General features: G+C 70.7%; 14 protein-coding genes and 3 pseudogenes. 8 read left to right on the top strand and 9 right to left on the bottom strand.

Annotated features, from left to right (window positions below; all coding sequences use genetic code 11):
* Nucleotides 1-457: 457 nt before the first annotated feature.
* Together ACQEWB_RS41900 and ACQEWB_RS41895 are read right to left on the bottom strand one after the other, a co-directional pair.
* A pseudogene (locus ACQEWB_RS41900) lies at nt 458-2,562 on the bottom strand (ATP-binding SpoIIE family protein phosphatase).
* 315 nt (nt 2,563-2,877) lie between these two features.
* Nucleotides 2,878-3,600 carry an IclR family transcriptional regulator gene (locus ACQEWB_RS41895; protein WP_432844291.1) on the bottom strand — a complete coding sequence of 241 codons (723 nt, stop codon included), beginning with the start codon at nt 3,598-3,600 and terminating at the stop codon, nt 2,878-2,880.
* Between the two features lie 107 nt (nt 3,601-3,707).
* Here ACQEWB_RS41895 and ACQEWB_RS41890 point away from each other — a divergent pair, with 107 nt between their 5' ends.
* The 4 genes and pseudogenes from ACQEWB_RS41890 to ACQEWB_RS41875 all read left to right on the top strand — a co-directional run.
* A complete protein-coding gene (locus ACQEWB_RS41890) occupies nt 3,708-4,508 on the top strand; it encodes a 2-keto-4-pentenoate hydratase (protein ID WP_432840768.1) in 801 nt (266 codons plus the stop codon).
* Nucleotides 4,505-5,434: an acetaldehyde dehydrogenase (acetylating) gene (locus ACQEWB_RS41885; RefSeq protein ID WP_432840766.1), complete on the top strand. Its 930-nt coding sequence runs from the start codon at nt 4,505-4,507 to the stop codon at nt 5,432-5,434. The genes ACQEWB_RS41890 and ACQEWB_RS41885 overlap by 4 nt, the downstream gene beginning before the upstream one ends.
* A complete protein-coding gene (dmpG, locus tag ACQEWB_RS41880; RefSeq protein WP_432840764.1) occupies nt 5,431-6,444 on the top strand; it encodes a 4-hydroxy-2-oxovalerate aldolase in 1,014 nt (337 codons plus the stop codon). Before ACQEWB_RS41885 ends, dmpG begins: the two co-directional genes overlap by 4 nt.
* 307 nt (nt 6,445-6,751) lie before the next feature.
* Nucleotides 6,752-7,379: pseudogene (locus ACQEWB_RS41875) on the top strand (IS110 family transposase); the annotation flags it as partial.
* A gap of 75 nt (nt 7,380-7,454) precedes the next feature.
* On the opposite strand, the gene ACQEWB_RS41870 reads toward ACQEWB_RS41875, so the two are convergent.
* Genes ACQEWB_RS41870 through ACQEWB_RS41860 form a run of 3 tightly spaced genes read right to left on the bottom strand, consistent with a single transcriptional unit; the run spans nt 7,455 to nt 10,932 of the window.
* Complete coding sequence (locus ACQEWB_RS41870) at nt 7,455-8,459, bottom strand: VOC family protein (protein WP_432840762.1); 1,005 nt, start codon at nt 8,457-8,459, stop codon at nt 7,455-7,457.
* Nucleotides 8,456-9,325, bottom strand: coding sequence for an alpha/beta fold hydrolase (locus tag ACQEWB_RS41865; protein WP_432840760.1), 870 nt, complete (start codon nt 9,323-9,325; stop codon nt 8,456-8,458). Before ACQEWB_RS41865 ends, ACQEWB_RS41870 begins: the two co-directional genes overlap by 4 nt.
* Nucleotides 9,326-9,333: 8 nt before the next feature.
* On the bottom strand, nt 9,334-10,932 hold the full coding sequence (locus ACQEWB_RS41860) for a bifunctional 3-(3-hydroxy-phenyl)propionate/3-hydroxycinnamic acid hydroxylase (protein WP_432840758.1): 1,599 nt from the start codon (nt 10,930-10,932) through the stop codon (nt 9,334-9,336).
* Between the two features lie 133 nt (nt 10,933-11,065).
* On the opposite strand from ACQEWB_RS41860, the gene ACQEWB_RS41855 reads away from it, so the two are divergent.
* From ACQEWB_RS41855 to ACQEWB_RS41840, 4 genes and pseudogenes are all read left to right on the top strand, one after another.
* Complete coding sequence (locus tag ACQEWB_RS41855) at nt 11,066-11,680, top strand: TetR/AcrR family transcriptional regulator (RefSeq protein ID WP_432840756.1); 615 nt, start codon at nt 11,066-11,068, stop codon at nt 11,678-11,680.
* Nucleotides 11,681-11,767: 87 nt separating this feature from the next.
* Nucleotides 11,768-12,733, top strand: a pseudogene (locus tag ACQEWB_RS41850) (MMPL family transporter); the annotation flags it as partial.
* A gap of 29 nt (nt 12,734-12,762) precedes the next feature.
* Entirely contained in the window at nt 12,763-13,596 is an 834-nt protein-coding gene (locus ACQEWB_RS41845) for an MMPL family transporter (protein ID WP_432844289.1), read from the top strand.
* On the top strand, nt 13,479-13,913 hold the full coding sequence (locus ACQEWB_RS41840) for an MMPL family transporter (RefSeq protein ID WP_432844287.1): 435 nt from the start codon (nt 13,479-13,481) through the stop codon (nt 13,911-13,913). The genes ACQEWB_RS41845 and ACQEWB_RS41840 overlap by 118 nt, the downstream gene beginning before the upstream one ends.
* A 263-nt stretch (nt 13,914-14,176) precedes the next feature.
* On the opposite strand, the gene ACQEWB_RS41835 is transcribed toward ACQEWB_RS41840, so the two are convergent.
* The 4 genes from ACQEWB_RS41835 to ACQEWB_RS41820 are packed head-to-tail and all read right to left on the bottom strand — an operon-like array spanning nt 14,177 to nt 19,020.
* The gene (locus ACQEWB_RS41835) at nt 14,177-14,521 is read right to left on the bottom strand and encodes a DoxX family protein (protein ID WP_432840754.1); all 345 of its coding nucleotides are present in this window, start codon (nt 14,519-14,521) and stop codon (nt 14,177-14,179) included.
* Complete coding sequence (locus tag ACQEWB_RS41830) at nt 14,518-16,488, bottom strand: acetoacetate--CoA ligase (protein ID WP_432840752.1); 1,971 nt, start codon at nt 16,486-16,488, stop codon at nt 14,518-14,520. The genes ACQEWB_RS41835 and ACQEWB_RS41830 overlap by 4 nt, the downstream gene beginning before the upstream one ends.
* Complete coding sequence (locus ACQEWB_RS41825) at nt 16,485-18,062, bottom strand: bifunctional 3-(3-hydroxy-phenyl)propionate/3-hydroxycinnamic acid hydroxylase (RefSeq protein WP_432840750.1); 1,578 nt, start codon at nt 18,060-18,062, stop codon at nt 16,485-16,487. The genes ACQEWB_RS41830 and ACQEWB_RS41825 overlap by 4 nt, the downstream gene beginning before the upstream one ends.
* 19 nt (nt 18,063-18,081) lie before the next feature.
* On the bottom strand, nt 18,082-19,020 hold the full coding sequence (locus ACQEWB_RS41820; protein WP_432840748.1) for a fumarylacetoacetate hydrolase family protein: 939 nt from the start codon (nt 19,018-19,020) through the stop codon (nt 18,082-18,084).
* Nucleotides 19,021-19,030: the final 10 nt, after the last annotated feature.

The raw sequence follows: 19,030 nt of genomic DNA, 5'->3' as shown, positions 1-19,030 counted from the left end.
CCCAACCAGCGCCTCAGCGGCCGGTACTTCCCTGTGCGGCCGCGACGAGATTGGGCTGGAGGCGGCGGGCGACGTCGACGAGGTCCGAGCGCACAGACACTCCTAGCCCAGCGATGCAGACACAGTGCCGCGTGTCGGCCCGAGCCCATCCCGACTATTGAGGCGCGGTGACGCCCTTCCGGACGATGTCGCCATCACCCAACGACGGGAGCCGCAGCCATGCCGCACACGACGACATTCGCCAGGAACCAGTGGGTCTGCTGCACGATCGGGTGACATCTTGGCCTGCCCCACGGTTTGGGTTCCAGCTGCGGTGGTGCTGAGTGGCGCCGCTGTCGGTTGTGGAAGACCCACCATCGCACCGACCGGGTAGGGCGGCCTGTTCGGTACACGCCTCCCTCCAGGGTAGGGAGCCTCCATGCGCGAGCAATGGTCAGCGCTGCCTTGAAACTCCAGGCTATGCGGGCTCGAACGTCGGGAATCGGGGCGGGCCGGCCAGTTCGGCCCAGACCGTCTTGCCGTGGCGGGCGTGGCGTGTGCCCCAGCGTTCGGCGAGTTGGGCGACCAGGAGCAGGCCTCGGCCGCCCTCGTCGTAGGTGCGGGCGCGGCGTTGGTGCGGGGTGGTGCTACTGGCGTCAGCGACCTCGCACAGGAGGGCGCGGCTGGGAGCGCCCACCGGTCTCCGCGAGGGCTCGGGGAGGATGAGGCGCAGTTCGATGGGGGGTCTGCCGTAGCGGATGGCGTTGGTGACGAGTTCACTGACCACCAGTTCGGTGGTGAAGTCGAGTTCCTCCAGGCCCCAGGTACTCAGCTGCCGGGAGACGCTCAACCGGGCCCCGGCGACCGCGGCCGGGTCGGGTTCCAGGTCCCAACTGGCGACCTGGCGGCTTCCGAGAGCGCGTGTGCGAGCCAGAAGCAGGGCCACGTCGTCGTCCGGGCGGGTCGGCAGGAGGGTTTCGAGCACCGCGTCACAAGTGGCCTCCAGGGAGGGGGCCGGCTCGGCGAGTGCCTGGCGCAACAGAGTGAGGCCGGCGTCGATGTCGTGCTCTCGGGCTTCGAGCAGGCCGTCCGTATAGAGGGCGAGGGTGCTGCCTTCGGGCAGAACGATCTCCGCCGCTTCGAAGGGCAGGCCGCCCAGTCCGAGAGGCGGGCCCGCCGGCAGGTCGAGGAGGTCGACCGTGCCGTCCCGGCTCACCAAGACGGGCAGGACGTGCCCGGCGCGGGCGAGGGTGCAGCGGCTGCTGACAGGGTCGTAGACCGCGTAGAGGCAGGTGGCACCCGTGTCCGCGGTCGTGGTCCCCGGATCGCTGGAGGTCTCGGCGGAAAGGTGGAGGACGACGTCGTCCAGGTGTGTGAGGAGTTCGTCGGGGGCAGATCGATGTCGGCCAGGGTGCGTACGGCGGTCCGCAGCCGCCCCATGGTGGCGGCGGCGTGGATGCCGTGGCCGACCACGTCGCCGACCACGAGCGCGACCCGTGCGCCGGACAGCGGGATCACGTCGTACCAGTCCCCGCCCACGCCGATCTCCGTGCCGGCGGGCAGATAGCGGCAGGCCACGTCCACGGCCGACTGCTCCGCGGTGTGCTCTGGGAGCAGGCTGCGCTGGAGGCTGAGAGCGGTGGCGCGGGCGTGCGCGTAGCGGCGGGCGTTGTCGACGGCGACGGCGGCCCGGGCGGTGATCTCCTGGGCGAGGAGGAGGTCTTCGTCGTCGTAGTGGCCTGGAGTGCGGTGGCGGGAGAATTGCGCGAGGCCGAGGGTGATGTCACGGGCGCGTATGGGCACGATCAGTGTGGAGTGGATCGCCGCCGGGCTCGCGTTGTGATGTTTCGAGGCTTCTCCGGTGGTCAGGGCTCGGTCCGGCGGCGATCCGTCCGGGTAGGTGTGGAGCTGCTGCGGGGTGACCTCGGCCGCGGATCCGTCCTCGGGCAGCGGCTGCTCGGCGAACCGGCGCAGTACGAACGGTTTGTCCGGCGGGCCGTCGCGGCCATGGAGCACGGAGTCGAGCAGATCCACGGTGACGGCGTCGGCGAAGCGCTCGGTTGCCACTTCCGCCAGCTCCTGGGCCGTGTGGGCGACGTCCAGGCTGGTGCCGATGCGCGAGCCGGCCTCGTTCACCAGCGACAGCCGCCATCGCAGACGATGGTCCCGCTCAGCTTGGAAGGCGAGGACGCCTTGCTCGGAGGTCTGGTCCACATAGCCGGTCGTCAACGCGATCAGATTGCGGGCCGCGGCGCTGATCAGCTCGGGGTCATTCGTCAGCCGGGGCAGCTCCTCGATCAGTTCGTCCAGGGCTATTCCCTGGGCGAGCCGGTGTGCCCGGAGCATCGCGGTGACGGGAATCCCATGCTGGGCCAGTCTGCGTGCGCGATGGACGTCGGCGGCCGGTGGTTCGATACTGCCCGGGGCGATGCCGAGTTCGATGCCGGCCAGAGCGGCCACGACATGCTCGGCGATGTTCTCCGACGTCATGCGGGCGATGCCCGAGTCCTCCCACAGTTGGGGAACCTCGCTCCGCAGGCATCGCTGCACTTCGGCGACCAGCCTGTCCGCGGTGACGTCCACAGGAACGACGTTACGCCGATCGAGCAGGTCCGTATCGCCGGGTGGCACGGAAAGGGCCGGCCTCTCTCCCAGGCCTGTCGGCGACACCTCTGAAGCGTCAGCACTCGCGCCTTCAGCGCCTACGGCCGTAGACGTCCGTTCTTGCGCCCGGGGAATTTCGTCGCCGAAGGTCAGCCCTGGTGCCGTGCGACGCCCCCAAGCCCGAGGCGCGATTCTCAAACGTCTTTTCACGGTTTCGCAGCTCAGAGCTCGTGTCGCCGAAGGCGGACAGGCAGCCTCACGCAGCGCGCGGCCGACATGCAACGGCAGAGGGCTTCAACTGCCTTTGCGCAGTGCACGGGACAGCCCCAGTGCTGCCGTCCGTACGGCGGGCGCCAGCTGAGCCGGGCTGAACCGTTCGCGCGGGACGGCCACCGAGAGGGCGGCCGTCATCGTGCCGTGCGCGAAGACAGGGGCGGCGATGCAGCTGACGCCCAGGGCGGCCTCCTGCTCCTCGTAGGCGAGGCCGGAGACCCGGATCTTCTCCAGGGCCAGGCGCAGCCGTGCCGGGTCGGTGATCGAGTACGGCGTGAGGCTCGGCAGCGGCCCGGACAGGACCTCCTCGGCCAGCTCGGCATCGGAGAAGGCGAGCAGGGCCTTGCCGACGCCGGTGCAGCTCAGCGGCAGGGTGCCGCCGATACGGGAGGGCAGCGCGAGGGCCTCGTGGCCGTGGATGCGTTCCAGGTAGACCACGTCCATGCCCTCGCGAACGCCGAGGTGGACGGTCTCCCGGGTGGCCTCGAACAGGTCCTGGAGAAACGGCAGGGCCGTCTCCCGCAGATCGACCCGGTGCGGCACCAGCGAGCCCAGCTCGAACAGCTTCGCTCCGAGCCGGTACTGCGGGCCCGAACGCTCCAGCCAACCCAGCCGGACGAGGTCACCCGCGAGCCGATGGACCGTCGGTTTAGGCAGGCCGGTCCGCGCAGACAGTTCCGCCAGCCGGAACTCCTCACCGTCCGGGATAAAGCAGTCCAGGATGAACGCGGCCTTCTCCAGCATGTTGCCGCTAGTTCCGTTCCGTGTCATGGAACAGAGTTTGCTCCCAGCCAGGAGCGATGTCTATATCGGTCCCGTACCCGCACCCGCTGCTCACGAGGAGGCACCCCATGCCGAGCGAGCCCCCACAGGTGGCCAAGGCCGCCGATCTACTGGCGGAAGCCACCCGTACCGGGATCGCCTGCCCGCCGGTGCGGACGCTGATCGACGACGTCGACGAGGCCTACGCCGTGCAGCAGCTGGGCGTCCGGCGCGGACTCGACGCCGGGCGCCGGATCGTCGGCCGCAAGATCGGTCTGACGTCCCCGGCCGTGCAGCGCCAACTCGGCGTGGCCCAACCGGACTTCGGGGCACTGTTCGCGGACATGGCGGTGCCGGACGGCGGCGAGGTCCCCGCCGGGCGGCTGCTGCAGCCGAAGGTGGAGGCCGAGGTCGCCCTGGTGCTGGGCCGCGATCTGCCCGACCCCCGGTGCACGGTCGTCGACGTCCTGCGCGCGGTCGACTTCGCTCTGCCGGCGCTGGAGATCGTGGACAGCCGTATCGCGGACTGGGACATCTCCCTGGTCGACACCGTCGCCGACAACGCCTCCTGCGGCCTGTACGTCCTGGGTGCGACCCCCGTACCACTCACCGCCGTCGACCTGCGGACGGTGACGATGGGCATGACGCGGGGCGGCGAGACCGTTTCCGAGGGCTCCGGCGCCGCCTGTCTCGGCAGCCCCCTCAACGCGGCCGTGTGGCTGGCCTCCACGCTCGCCGAGCGCGGCGATCCACTGCGCGCGGGCGACCTGGTGCTGACGGGCGCGCTCGGCTCGATGGCTCCCGCGGCCGCAGGAGACGTGTTCGAGGCCCGGATCTCCGGTCTCGGTTCCGTGCGGGTCGGCTTCGCGCAGGAAGGGAGCGAGGTATGAGCACCAAGGTCGCCGTCATCGGCTCCGGCAACATCGGTACCGACCTCATGATCAAGGTCCTGCGGCTCTCAGAGAGCCTGGAGATAGCCGCCCTGGCCGGTATCGACCCGGACTCCGACGGCCTGGCCCGCGCCCGCCGCCTCAAGGTGGCCACGACCCACGAGGGCGTCGAAGGGCTGGTGAAACTGGACGAGTTCGCCGACGTCGACATCGTCTTCGACGCCACCTCGGCCGGCGCCCACCGCCACCACGATGAGGTGCTCCGCCCACTCGGCCGCACCCTCGTCGACCTCACCCCGGCCGCCATCGGCCCGTACGTCGTCCCGCCGGTCAACGGCGACGCCCACCTCGACGCCGGAAACGTCAACATGGTCACCTGCGGCGGCCAGGCCACGATCCCGATCGTCGCCGCGATCAACGCCGTCTCGCCGGTCCACTACGGCGAGATCGTCGCGTCCATCGCCTCCCGCTCGGCCGGTCCCGGCACCCGGGCGAACATCGACGAGTTCACCGAGACCACGTCGTCGGCCATCGAGCGGGTCGGCGGGGCCGCGCGCGGCAAGGCGATCATCGTCCTCAACCCGGCGGAACCCCCGCTGATCATGCGGGACACCGTGCACTGCCTCGTCTCCGAGTGCGCGACCGAGGCTGTCACGGCGTCGGTCGAGGAGATGGTCGGCCGCGTCCAGGCGTACGTGCCCGGCTACCGCCTCAAGCAGAAAGTGCAGTACGAGAAGGTCGCCGCCGACGACCCGCTGCGCACCCTGGCCAACGGTGGCGACCTCCTGAAGGTCTCCGTCTTCCTGGAGGTCGAGGGTGCCGCCCACTACCTCCCGGCCTACGCCGGAAACCTCGACATCATGACCTCGGCCGCGCTGCGCACCGCGGAACGCATGGCCGCCCACAGCAGGGAGGCAGCCAAGTGACCCGTCTGTACATCCAGGACGTCACCCTGCGGGACGGCATGCACGCCGTCCGGCACCGCTACACCACCGACCAGGCCCGCACCATCGCCGCCGCGCTCGACGCTGCCGGCGTGGCCGCCATCGAGATCGCCCACGGCGACGGCCTGGCCGGCTCCAGCATCAACTACGGCATCGGCGCGCACACCGACTGGGAGTGGATCGAGGCCGTCACCGATGTCGCCTTCCACGCCGTACCCACCACCCTGCTCCTGCCGGGAATCGGCACCCTGCACGACCTCCGCCAGGCGCACCGCCTCGGCATCCGCTCGGTACGCGTCGCCACCCACTGCACCGAGGCCGACATCTCCGCCCAACACATCGCCGCCGCACGTGAGTTGGGCATGGACGTGGCCGGGTTCCTGATGATGTCCCACATGGCCGAACCAGCCGAACTGGCCCGTCAGGCCAAGCTGATGGAGTCGTACGGCGCCCACTGCGTGTACGTCACCGACTCCGGCGGCCGTCTCACCATGGACGGCGTCCGCGACCGCTTCCGCGCCTACCGTGAAGTCCTGGACCCGGCGACGGAGTTGGGCATCCACGCCCACCACAACCTCGGGCTGGGCGTGGCCAACAGCGTGGTCGCCGTGGAGAGCGGCGCGGTCCGTGTCGACGCCTCGCTCGCGGGTCAGGGCGCCGGCGCGGGCAACTGCCCCCTGGAGGCTTTCATCGCGGTCGCCGACCTGATGGGCTGGGAGCACGCCTGCGAGCTGTTCCCGCTCATGGACGCCGCCGACGATCTCGTACGACCGCTCCAGGACCGCGAGGTACGGGTGGACCGCGAGACCCTCAGCCTCGGGTACGCGGGCGTGTACTCCAGCTTCCTGCGGCACGCCGAGACCGCCGCCGCGCGCTACGGGCTCGACACCCGCGGCATCCTCGTCGAGGTCGGCCGTCGGGGCATGGTCGGCGGCCAGGAGGACATGATCACCGACATCGCGCTGGACCTGGTGGCCCGCGCGGAGGTGTGATCCCGGGAAACAGCTCAAGGGGCCCGGTACGGGTAGGCGTACCGGGCCCGTTCGTGCATGCCACCTCGGTCAGTCGTCCCTACCTTGTTGATCGGGCTGAGCGAGCCATTCGTTGGGTTGGCTCACCCAGGGGTGCCGGGGGGTGGCTTTCAGTCGTCTGCCGCGTCTGTGACTTGCTCCGATTCGCCACCCGGCACCCCACGACGACTCGGCTGCTCATGAGGAATTGCGGCACTGATCGCTCAGTAGGGACTCGACAGCGCGGTCATCCGTGGTACCCGTACGAACACGACCCGCGGAGAAGCACGTGACAGCGACCTGGGCCGGTATCGACGCCGGGAAGACCCACCACCACTGCGTGGTGATCGATGACACCGGCAAGCGGCTGCTGTCCCGGCGCGTCGCCAACGACGAGAGTGAACTGTTCAAGCTGCTCGGGGACGTTCGCGCTCTGGGCGACGAAGCGGTTTGGGGCATTGACCTGACGGACGGCGGGGCCGCCCTGGTCATCGCGGTCCTGCTCAACCACGCCCAGCAGCTCCTCTACATCCCCGGACGGGCGGTCAACCGGGCCTCCGAGGGCTACCGGGGCGACGGCAAGACCGACGTCAAGGACGCGGCGGTCATCGCCGACCAAACCCGAATCCGGCGCGACCTCAGCAACGACCGCACCCGAACCATCAACCGGCTCCGCGGCCACCTCACCCCGGCCGCCATACACCGCCCCGGCCGACGACGCCTGGCCACCTGGCTGCGCCACCGCAAGGTCCACAGCGAGGACATGCGCCCACGTCGTGCACTCCCTGACCAGGGAGGTGATGGCCCTCAACGAGAAGATCGCGGAGACCGACAAACTCATCGAGGGCCGGTTTCGCCGCCACCGCAACACGGAAGTGATCAGCAGCATGCCCGGCATCGGCGTCCTGCTGGGCGCCCCTGTGGGCACTCCTGCGCGACGGACGGTGCTACGACCCCATACCGCCCGTCACGCCGGCCGCTTGACAACTCCATTAGGAATCGGGGATGCCCGCGCCGCTGAGCGCGGGGACCGTGTCCTCCCGGCGGGCGAGGGAGAGGCCCCCGAGGCGGAACTGCTCCAGTTTGTCGACGATCGTCTGGCCGACCGGGGTGTGGCCCCAGATGCTGATGCCCTGGTGGGTGCTGGGCTGCCAGGTGGTCTCGTCGACGATGATCGGGTTCCAGCCGACCTCCCACTCGAAGCCGGAGGGAGTGCGGGCGTAGTAGGAGAGTTCCTTGTCGTTGGTGTGCTGGCCGACGGACAGGGCCATCTCGAAGCCGAGTTCGTGGACGCGCTGGTAGCTGCGGGCCACGTCGTCCAGCGTGGCCGCCTGGATGTTGAGGTGCTGCACGCGGGTGCGGACCGGGTCGATCGGCAGGCCTCGGACAGCGGCGACGGCGATGGAGTGGTGGCGTTCGTTGACCCGCAGGAAGCGGATCCTGAGCTTGACGCCGCTGATGGTCTCGTCGATGTAGTCGGTGAGGCGGGCGTCGAAGACGGTGTTGAAGTAGCCGCGCAGCTGAGCCGGTTTGGTGGACGTGATCGCGACATGGCCCATGCCGGAGTCACCGGTGACGAAGCCCGAGGCGAGCATCCGCAGGGGCTCGGCCGACTTCACCGAGGTGGTGTAGATCTCCTGGGTGATGCCCTTGGGTCCGGGGAAGCACAACAGCCTTTCGACGCCGCGCAGTTGGGCCTCCTCGGCGCTGCCCTCGACACAGGGGACGCCGTGGGCGCGTATCCGGGCCTCGATCCGTTCGAAGGAGGCGTGGTCGTCGATGTGCCAGCCGGTGGCGACGACGTCCTCGGCGGGACCGCGCCGGAGCAGGAAGCGGCACTCCTGGTCGTCGAGGCGGAAGCGCATCAGGTCGCGGGAGACGGGGTCGTGGTGCATGCCGATGGCGTCGGTGCCGAAGCGGCACCAGTCGGCGAAGCGGTTGGTCTCGATGACGACGTAACCGAGGTGCACCGCGCCGAAGACGGAGGTGGGGGTCATCGCCGGCCCGCCAGGAAGTCGGCGCACAGGCTGTTGAAGAGGTCCGCACGCTCCCACTGCACCCAGTGCCCGGTGTTGGCGACCGTGTAGAGGTCGCAGTTGGGCAGTCGGTCGGCGAGCATCCGGCCGCCGGAGGGCCGGTTGACCTTGTCTGCCGCGCCCCACAGCACCAGGGTCGGCACCGGCAGCCGGGACAGCCGCGCGTCCCGGGTGAAGTCCATCTTCCACAGGGCCTTGAGCGACTTCGGCCGCCGCAGCGGCGGTGCCGCGACGACCTCGGGGTCGACGCTGTCCCGGTAGCGCGCGTCGATGACGCTGTCGGGGACGTCGGCGGCGTTGAAGACGAGGTACTGGCGGACGAACTTCTCCAGCTTCAGCCGCGAGGGCCCGTCCCCGTTGTAGTAGTCGAGCAGGGAGTTGAGGCCGGGCGTGGGCAGTCCGCGGGTGGTGCCGATGCCGCCGGGGCCCATGAGGACCATGCGGTCGACCCGGTCGGGGGTGTCCAGGGCGAGGCGCAGGGCACAGGAGCCGCCGTAGGAGTTGCCGACGAAGTGCGCCCTCTCCAGGCCGAGTCGGTCCAGTACGCCGCGAATGCCGACGGCGAGGGCGCCGAACGGGTCGGCGCGGTCGATGCCCTTGCTGCTGCGGCCGTAACCGGGCAGGTCGGGGACGATGACCCGGTACTCCTTGGCCAACTCGGCAATGTTGCGGGAGTAGTTGGAGACGCCCGAGGCCCCGGGGCCGCCGCCGTGCAGGAGGAGGACGGGTGTGGCGTCGGCTGGTCCGGTCTCGGCGACGAAGATCTGCCGGCCGCCGACGTCGAGGAGTGACTCATGCATGGGCGGGGTGTCGGTGTGTGTGGTCATGGTGGTCCTCACAGGGTGATCGAGGCGGTCGCGCGCGGTGCGGGGGTGAATCCGGCCGGGGGCGGCGGGAGTTGGGCCCCGGCTGGCGCGGCGGCGTAGACGTAGCCGTCCGGGCGCAGGGCGACGGCGGCCGCGCGGCGTCGGGACAGCCAGGGCAGGAGGACACCGTCGCTGTCGACGACCGCGCCCTCGGCCGGGCGTGAGCCCTCTGGAAGAACGGCCAGCGACTCGACGCCCTGGCGGGCCCAGGCGTGCTGCGGGGTGGGCGGGCCGAGGTGCAGCAGCAGCCAGCGGCTCTTGAGCACGTCGTCCAGGCGCACCCGTTCACCGTCGGCGCCGGTCACCCGGGGCTGCGGTATCTGGTGGCCGGTCGCCTTGGTGCGGGGGCGGGCCTGGAGGCCGTCGGCGTAGTGGGCGACGGGTATCCAGTTGGCGTCCTGGAGCCACTGGCTGAACCCCGGCAGGCGGTTGAGCGTCGGCATCACCGCGTCGCGGACCCGGGTGACCGCGCGCCGCCGCTCGGTGATGATCCGGCCGACGAACACCGCCCGCTTGGTGACCTCCTTGACGTGCGGTTTGCGTTCGGCCTCGTAGCTGTCGAGCACCGAGTCGGGCAGTTCGCCGCGCAGGACTGCGTCGAGCTTCCAGCACAGGTTGGCCGCGTCCCGCACGCCGGCCGCCATGCCCTGTCCGATCCACGGCGGCATGGCGTGCGCGGCGTCCCCGGCGAGGAAGACCCGGCCCACCCGGAAGCGGGCGGCGAAGCGGACGTGGTGGCTGTAGACCGTGGCCCGCAGGATCCTGATCTGGTCCCGGGCGATCCCGTATTTGGACACCATCGAGTAGATCGCGTCATCGGTGACCAGGTACTGCTCGTCGTCGCCGGGCAGGATCGGGAACTCCCAGCGGTGGTGGCCGAGCGGGGTCGGACAGTCGACCGCCGGGCGGGCCGGGTCGCAGCGGAAGCGGAGCCGGTCGTGGTCGGGCCAGGGCTTGAGCATCTCGGTGTCGATGACCACCCAGCGGTCCTCGTACGTCCGTCCCTCGTAACCGACGTTCAGCTGGGCGCGAATCAGGCTGGAGCCGCCGTCGGCCGCGATCACGTACTTCGCGCGCAGACGCCGTACCGAATCCTCGGCGTCCACCACGGTCAGCCCGACGCCGTCCGCGTCCTGCCGGAGCCGCAGGCACTCGTGCCGCAGCAGGACCTCGACGTTCGGGTAGCGGTCGACGCCCTCGCGCAGGACCTGCTCCAGGGCCGGCTGGTAGATGAACATCTGCGGCGGATGGCCGTGGCCGCGCGGACTGGGGTGCGCGCTGATGAAGGCCCGGCCGCGCGCGTCGACGAAGTCCAGCGGGCGCTCGGCCAGCATGTCCCGTTTCAGCCGGTCGGCGAGGCCGGTGCGCTGCCAGATCCGCATGACCTCCTCGTCGGTCGAGATCGCCCGCGCCCGGGAGAACACCTCCGCGTCCCGCTCCAGCACGACCACCCGGAGGCCCAGCGCGCCCAGCAGGTTCGCCGCGGTCACGCCCGTCGGCCCGTAGCCGATCACGGCCACGTCGTACACGTTGTCCGCGGCTCCGTCTCCGGCACGGATCTCACTCACCGGACCACCTCACTGTCGTCCCTGACGGCTCTGTTTCCCGCTTGCTGTATCAATCACTCCAATTGGAGTGTCCGTTACGGTAAGCTGGGCACCGAGAACGGTCAAGGGCCGGCGCGACAGGAAGGGCACCCTCATGACCAAGTCGCAGACCGCGCGCAAGAAGCGTGCGAACGGGCTGGAGTCGCGGCTGCGGATCCTCGACGCCACGGTGGAGATCGCGGGCGAGCGCGGGTACGAGGGCACGTCGATCGCGGCGGTCAGCGCCAAGTGCGGGCTGCCCGCCAGCTCGATCTACTGGCACTTCAAGGACAAGGACGACCTGATCGCCGCGGTCATCGAGCGCAGCTTCGAGACCTGGCTCGCAGCCGTCGAGCTCCCGGGGAAGGAGGCAGGAACGCCTCTGGAACGGGTCACGGCCATGGCGGCGAACGTGGCGAAGTCGCTGGTCGACGCGCCGGACTTCCTGCGCCTCGGCCTCATGCTCGCCCTGGAACGCCGCCCCACCGAACCCCGGGGCCGGACCGTGTTCCTCCAGGTCCGCGACATCGCGAGCCAGAAGATCACCGAGGTCATGCGCACACTGTTCCCGGACCTCGACGAGGCCGCCGTACGCACCCTCACCACCTACGCCGTCGCCGGCGCCGACGGCCTGTTCGTCCACCGGGAGATCAACGGCGACGCCGTCGACCTCGTGGCCATGTTCGAACTGCACGCACGCCTCGTCTACGCGGCCGCCACGCGCATGTGATCGAGTACCGCGCCGCACACGGTTCCCTCATACCGTCTGGGGAAGCTCGCCTTCCACCGCCGCGGACTCGTCCTCGCGTGCTGGGCCGTGGTGATCGCCGCGGTGGTGGCAGGCCTCGCGGTCGCCGGCGAGGACACGGACGACACGTTCACGATCCCGGGCTCGGAGTCCCAACAGGCTCTCGACACCCTCGGCCGGGTGTATCCGGCGGCCGGCGGCACCAGCGCCCAGATCGTCTTCACCGCCCCCGAGGGGCAGAAGATCACCGCGCGGAAGTATCAGGCGGGGATCGCCGCGACCCTCAAGGAGGCCGCCGACGCCCCGCAGGTGAGCGCGGTTCTCTCACCCTCCCAGACCCAGGCCGTTTCCAAGGACGGCCGTGCCGCCCTCGCCCAGGTCCAGTACTCCGCCTCCAACGCCGAGCTCAAAGACGGTTCTCTGGACGCTCTTGAGGACACAATCCGCCGGGCCGAGCAGGCCGGACTCACGGTGTCGGTTGGCGGTCAGGCCTACAACAGCACCGGCGTTGACGTCAGCGCCAAGGAGATCGTCGGTGTCGTCATCGCCCTGATCATCCTGGTGATCACGTTCGGCTCGCTGCTCGCGGCCGGGATGCCGGTGCTCACCGCCGTCATCGGCGTGGCAATCGGCGCCGGTGGACTCCTCTTGGTGAGCCACCTGACCGCGATCTCCTCCACGGCGCTGACCCTCACGATCATGCTGGGCCTCGCGGTCGGCATCGACTACACCCTGTTCATCCTGTCCCGCCACAGGGACCAGCTCAAGGCCGGCATGGCCACCGACGAATCGCCGGCCCGCGCGATCGGCACCTCGGGCAGCGCGGTCGCCTTTGCGGCGCTCACCGTGATCATCGCGATGGTCGGGCTCTGCGTCGTGGGCATCCCCTTCCTGACCGCGATGGGACTGGCCGGCGCGGGCGGTGTGGCCATCGCCGCGCTCGTCGCTCTCACCCTGCTCCCCGCGCTGCTGGGCTTCGCGGGAGACCGGCTCAGGCCCAGGCCGAAGAAGACGACGCCCGGGCGCGGCGACCCGGCCGAGCCGAAGCAGACGCTCGGCGCCCGGTGGGTGCGGGCGGTGACTCGCGTACCCGCCCTCACCGTCGTCCTCGTCACCGCGGGACTCCTGGTCGTCGCCTGGCCTGCCCGCGACCCCCAGCTCGCACTGCCCGACAACGGCAGCGCCGCGAAGTCCACCACCCAGCGCAAGACCTACGACACGATCACCGAGGAGTTCGGCCCCGGCCTCAACGGCCCACTGCTGATCCTCATGAAGACCAGCGACGCCAAAGCGACCTCCGCCAAGGAGCTGACCGCCGAGCTCAGCACCGTGCGCCAGGACCTGGCCGACACCGACGCGTCGCCCTTGCCACGGCGGCCCAGCAGCTCGACTCCGAGTACGCGCTGCTGTCCGCGATTCCGACCACCAACTCCGGGGACGAGGCCACCAGCGACCTCGTCAAGGCGCTGCGGGACAAAGAATCCTCGATCCGCTCCGACACCGGGATCTCGTTCCAGGTCACCGGCCAGACCGCCGTCAACGTCGACGTGTCCCGGAAACTCAGCGACTCGCTGCTGACCTTCGCGATCGTGGTCGTGAGCCTGTGCCTGCTGATCCTGCTGGTCGTCTTCCGTTCCCTCGTGGTCCCGGTCAAAGCGACGGTCGGCTTCCTGCTCTCCGTCGCGGCCTCCTTCGGCGCCGTGGTCGCGGTCTTCCAATGGGGCTGGGCCGCGGACGTCATCGACGTCGCACGGACCGGCCCGGGCCGGTCGTGTCCTTCCTGCCGATCATCCTCATGGCCGTGCTCTTCGGACTCGCCATGGACTACGCGGTGTTCGTCGTCTCCAGCATCCACGAGGAGTACGCCCACGGCGGTGACGCACGCCGGGCCGTCCTGAAGGGCTCGCCCCTGGCGTTTCGCGTGGTCACGGCCGCCGCGCTGATCATGGTGGCGGTCTTCGCCGGGTTCGTCACGATGCAGGACGCGATCGTGAAGCCGATCGCCTTCGCCCTGGCCTTCGGGGTTCTGGTCGACGCCTTCCTCATCCGCATGACGTTCGTGCCCGCGGTGCTCATGTGGGTGGGCCGGGCCGGCTGGTGGCTGCCCCGTCGGCTACAGAGGATCCTGCCGAACGTGGACATCGAAGGACGCGATCTGCCCGCACCGGCGACACAGCGGGACGAGACACCCGCCGAGGTCGCGCGGCGCGACTGAAGCGAGCCGGGCGCGGGGCTGTGTCGGACGTGCGGCTACCGCCGCGACGGACGACGGCACATCGCGGCGTCTCCAGCGGAGCACTCGGCACGTCCGGGGCCTGTCGAGCCAGTCACCTCGCAGGCCCCGGACGTCGTCGCGGGCCGCCCCGGCCCGGAAGGGAGGGGGAGGCCGGTGTGCGTGGCGGCCCGCGGGGAACCGGGGGAAGGGCACCCGCCACCCTCACAGGGGCTGCCCACGCCCGGCCCGTACAAGGAGACACGTCAGCCGGCGGCCACCGCCGTCGCCGCGTGTGCCACAGTGATCAGGGCCAGTACGGCAGCCGGGACCGCGCGAGCGGGCGGGTCGCCGTGGCGCAGGTGGGCCACGGCCGCTCCGGCCATGAGCAGGGCGAGGCCCGTGGCGGCGGCCACGCCCAGCGGCGTCCAGGTCAGCCCGAGGAGCAGCCCGGCGGCCCCGGCCACCTCCAGCGCGCCGACGACGCGGTAGAAGCCGACGGACATATCGAGGTGGGCCGCCGCCTGGCGCATGAACGGCACCGCGGCGATCTTCGCCAGGCCCAGCGGGAGGAAGACCAGGGACATGACGGCGGCGAGCACGGTCGTCATCCGCCGACCCTGCCCTTGCGGCGCTCGGCGCCCAGGCGGGCGAAGAGGTCGATGAGGTCGGGAGCGTCCACCACCGCCGGATTCACGACCTGCTCGACCGGAGCGCCCTGGAGCAGCCGCTTGACCGGGATCTCCAGCTTCTTGCCGGTACGGGTGTGCGGGATGCCCGGCACTTCGATGACCTCGTCGGGGACGTGACGAGGTGAGGCACCGGCACGGATGGCGTCCTTGATCGTCTCGCGCAGGGCGTCGTCCAGGGTCACACCGGCGGCGGGGACCACGAACAGCGGCATCCAGTAGCCGCCGTCCGGCTCCTCGGCGCCGATGACCAGGGCCTCGGCGATCTCGGGGAGGCGTTCGACGACGTCGTGGATGTCGGCGCTGCCCAGCCGTACGCCGTTGCGGTTCAACGTGCTGTCGGAGCGCCCGTGGACGATCACCGAGCCATGGCCCGTGACCGTGATCCAGTCGCCGTGCCGCCAGACACCCGCATAAGAGGAGAAGTAGGCGTCCCGGTAGCGGGTGCCCGCGGGGTCGTTCCAGAAGTACAGCGGCATGGAGGGCATCGGGCGGGTGACGACCAGTTCGCCCACCTGGTCGACGACCGGCATGCCCTCGGTGTCGTACGCGGCCAGCGCCACGCCCAGGTGTGGTGCGGACAGCTCCCCTGCCCAGACCGGGGTGTTCGGGGCACTGCCCGCGAAGCCCGAGACGATGTCGGTGCCGCCACTGATCGACGCCAGCAGCACCCCCTCGCCCACGTGGTCGCGGACCCACGGGTAGGCGGAGGCAGGCAGGGCGGAGCCGGTGCAGCCGACGACACGGATCGACGAGAGGTCGTGCGCGGAGGGGTCGATGCCGAACTTGGCCATGCCCAGGAGGTATTGGGGGCTGGTGCCGAAGACGGTGACCCGGTGGCGCGCAGCCAGTTCCCACAGCATGTCGAGTTTGGCGAAGGGGGCCGGGCTGCCGTCGTAGGTGCATGTCGTGGCGCCGGTCAGGAGGGTGGAGGCGACCAGGTTCCACATCATCCAGTGGGTGGTGGTGTACCAGAGCAGGCGGTCACCCGGGCCGAGATCGGAGTGCAGGCCCAGGGTCTTGAGGTGCTCCAGCAGGACGCCGCCGTGGCCGTGGACGATGCCCTTGGGCAGACCGGTGGTGCCGGAGGAGAAGACGACCCACAGGGGGTGGTCGAACGGCACGGGTGTGCAGGCGAGTTCCTCGGTTCGGGTCGAGGCGTCCTCCCAGGGGACGACCAGCGACGGGTACGGCTGCGACGGCCAGGGCAGGCCAACGTGGTCCACCAGCAGGGTCGCCTTCAACGTCGGGAGCGCGCGGGCGAGTTCGAGCACAGCGTCGCGGCGGTCGTGGGTGGTGCCGTTGAAGAGGTAGCCGTCGGCGGCGATCAGGACGGTGGGTTCGAGCTGGGCGAAGCGGTCCGCGGCGGCCTTGGGCGCGTAGTCCTGTCCGCACACCGACCAGACGGCGCCCAGGCTCGCGGCGGCCAGGAAGGAGACGATCGCGTGCGGAGTGTTGGGGAGGTAGCCCACCACCCGGTCGCCCTGGCCGACGCCCAGGTCGCGCAGGGTCGCAGCGACGGAAGCGACTTGGGCGCGCAGCCGCTCGCCGGTCACCCCGTACCCGGAGCCGGTCTCGTCGAGGGCGATGATCGCCACGTCGTCGTCCCGGACCTTGCGCAGGGCGTGGTGGGTGTAGTTGAGGGCGGCGCCGGAGAACCAGCGGGCGCCGGGCATTCGTTCCTCGGCCAGTACCTGTTCGTACGGGGTGTCGGAGTCGATGGCGAAGTAGTCCCACACCGCGCCCCAGAAGCCCTCCAGGTCGGTGGTCGACCAGCGGTGCAGGGCGGCGTAGTCGTCGGGGTCGATGCCCTGGCGTCGGGCGAACTCCGCGATGCGACTGGCGGCCGCCGTCTCCGGGTCGGGAGTGAAGAAGGGCGTGCTCGTCACGTCGTACTCCTCAACAGGCTTTTCGAGGGGGCCTGTTCGGACGGAACAGGGCTTCGTGTGGTGTGCAGCAGGGACGCCCACGCGGGGGTCGACGTGAAGTCCCGGCCGCCCGAGGGGACGACGTCCATCACGATCCGGTCGGGCCGCAGCAGGACCGCGTCCGCGCGCCCGGCGCTCAGCCAGGCGGCGAGGGTGCCGTCGTCGCCGAGGTCGGTCACCGGAATCGCCTGTACGCCGAGACCACGGAAGAGCGCGGTCAGCGAGGGGCCGGGGTCGGCGGCGGTCAGGACGGCGAAGGAGTCGCCGAGCACCTCGTCGAGACGGGTGCGCCGTCCGCCGACGCTCACCCACGGTTGTGGACAGTGCGTGCCCGCCAGGCCGCGTCGGACACCGCGCCGCACCAGCGGTCCGGCGGTCAGGGGCGGGCTGAGGTCGCGGCCGGCCCGTTCGGCCAGGCCGGGTATCCGGCAGGCGGCGGCCAGCGCCCTGCGGCGGAGCGCGGCGGCGCCGTCCTGGCCGCCGGTCATGGCCCAGCCCATCGCGACCGCGAGCCGGACCACGTGCCGGGCGTGCGGTCGGCGTTCGCTCTCGTAGGTGTCCAACAGCCCTTCCTCGCCGCCCTGTTGGAGGACCCGCGCGAGCTTCCAGGCGAGGTTGCGGGCATCCCGCAGCCCCGAGCACAGCCCCTGTCCGACGAACGGCGGGGTGAGGTGGGCCGCGTCGCCGAGCAGGAAGACCCGTCCGCTGCGCCAGCGGTCGGCGACGCGTGCCCGGAAGGTGTACTGCGTCTCACGGACGACCTCGAAGTCCCCGTCGTACGACGGGGGCAGCCACGGGGCGATCAGCTCGCGGACCGTCTCCTGGCCTTCCCACTGCCGGAACTCCCAGCGGTAGCGGGTCTCGTTCACCCGCATGAAGGTTCCCGGCCGCTGCGGGTCGCAGACCTGGTCGACGCCCTCCCAGCAGCGGACCGGGCCCGTCGTCTCGGCGTCTATGACCGTCCACTTCTCCTCGAAGTGCAGGTCCTCCCAGACACCCCCGATGGCTTCGCGGGTGAGGCTGTTGGCGCCGTCGCAGCCGAGGACCGCCTCGGCCCACAGCTCGTGCTCGCCGGTGTCGTCGCGGTAGGTCACCCGGACGGGGCCGGTGGTGTCCGGGCCGACCGCGGTGACCTCCACGCCACCGCGCAGTTCGCATTCGGGGTGCCGGGCCAGCTCGGCGCGCAGCACCTGCTCCAGCTCGGGCTGGTCGAACATGCTGGACTGCGGATAGCCGTGATGGCCTTGCCGGGAGCGCCGGAACTCGGCCATCACCCGATGCCGGGCGTCGAGGAGCCGCAGCCCGCCCGCCGGGCGGGAGATCGCGGTGAACTCCTCGCCGACGCCGGCGGCCTGGAGGATCCGGTGGATCTCGTCGTCGTTGGCGACTGCGCGCGGGAGGGGGTAGACGTCCCGGTGGCGTTCGAGGACGACGCTGCGGACGCCGTGCCGGGCCAGCAGGAGGGCGGCGGTCACGCCCACCGGTCCGGCCCCGACGATCACGACGGGCACACGTGCGGCTTCGTCGACGTTCATGTGCGGCTCACCTCGGGTGTCAGTTCGCGTCAGCGACGGGCGTGCGCTGCTCGCCGAGGTCGATCCGGCCGTCCGGGGTCGCGATCGTCGCCGTGATCACGTCCCCGGTGTGCAGGTAGTGCGGGTTCTTCGCCTGGCTCTTGAAGAAGGCGTTCCACTTCACCGCGGGCGGCAGCAGCGCGCCGATCTTCTCCACCGCCTTGGGCGGGGCCTTCAGCGCCGTGCCGCCGGGGGTGCCGGTGAGCAGCAGGTCGCCGGCGTCGAGGGTCTGGAAGCGGGCCAGCAGGGTGAGCGCCTGGGCCGGGCGGACGATCATGTCGGCGAGGGTGCGGTCCTGGCGCAGCTCGCCGTTGACGCTCAACTTCAGCCGCAGGTCGAGGAGATGGGCGAAGTCCTCCGGGTCCAGCAGCGTGAGGTGCGGGCCGGTGGGCGTGAAAGTGGGGTACGACTTGCTCTCGTAGAACTGGGTCTTGGTCAGCTGTACCTCGCGGGCGCTGACGTCGTTGGTGATCACCAGTCCGGCGACGTACGCCGGCAGGTCCCGCTCCTCGACCACGGTGCCGACGGGCAGGGGCGCGCCCATGACGAGCCCGAGTTCGATCTCGTAGTCGAGGAACCTCACGTGGGCGGGGCGCACGACGGCCTCCCCGGGGCCGCTGACCGAGCCGGACGCCTTGCGGAAGAAGGCGGGCGGGATGTCGCCCTTGAAGCCGGAATCGCGGGCGTGACTGCGGTAGTTGACCATCTGGGCGACGACCCGGCAGGGCGTGGTGACCGGCGAGAGCGCGACCAGGTCGGCGACGGGCGTGCCCGCTTCGCCGGAGGCGGCGGCCTCCCGTACGGCGGCCCGGTCGGCCAGCAGCTCGGCGGTGGTGACGGCCTTGGTCTCGACGCGGACGGCGCGCGCGTCGCGCACCACCCACCAACCGTCGGCGGTACGCAGGACGTTGGTACTCATCTCGGTGCCT

It is taken from the genome of Streptomyces sp. CA-249302, assembly GCF_050936785.1.
Classification (GTDB): Bacteria; Actinomycetota; Actinomycetes; order Streptomycetales; family Streptomycetaceae; genus Streptomyces.
This window is presented reverse-complemented; position numbering and strand designations above follow the sequence as displayed.

Bases quoted from the DNA above. Each gene is read 5' to 3' on its own strand.
- ACQEWB_RS41820 (WP_432840748.1), bottom strand. From the start codon at position 19,020: ATGAGTACCAACGTCCTGCGTACCGCCGACGGTTGGTGGGTGGTGCGC.
- ACQEWB_RS41890 (WP_432840768.1), top strand. From the start codon at position 3,708: ATGCCGAGCGAGCCCCCACAGGTGGCCAAGGCCGCCGATCTACTGGCG.
- ACQEWB_RS41825 (WP_432840750.1), bottom strand. From the start codon at position 18,062: ATGAACGTCGACGAAGCCGCACGTGTGCCCGTCGTGATCGTCGGGGCC.
- ACQEWB_RS41885 (WP_432840766.1), top strand. From the start codon at position 4,505: ATGAGCACCAAGGTCGCCGTCATCGGCTCCGGCAACATCGGTACCGAC.
- ACQEWB_RS41835 (WP_432840754.1), bottom strand. From the start codon at position 14,521: ATGACGACCGTGCTCGCCGCCGTCATGTCCCTGGTCTTCCTCCCGCTG.
- ACQEWB_RS41865 (WP_432840760.1), bottom strand. From the start codon at position 9,325: ATGACCACACACACCGACACCCCGCCCATGCATGAGTCACTCCTCGAC.
- ACQEWB_RS41870 (WP_432840762.1), bottom strand. From the start codon at position 8,459: ATGACCCCCACCTCCGTCTTCGGCGCGGTGCACCTCGGTTACGTCGTC.
- ACQEWB_RS41855 (WP_432840756.1), top strand. From the start codon at position 11,066: ATGACCAAGTCGCAGACCGCGCGCAAGAAGCGTGCGAACGGGCTGGAG.
- ACQEWB_RS41895 (WP_432844291.1), bottom strand. From the start codon at position 3,600: ATGCTGGAGAAGGCCGCGTTCATCCTGGACTGCTTTATCCCGGACGGT.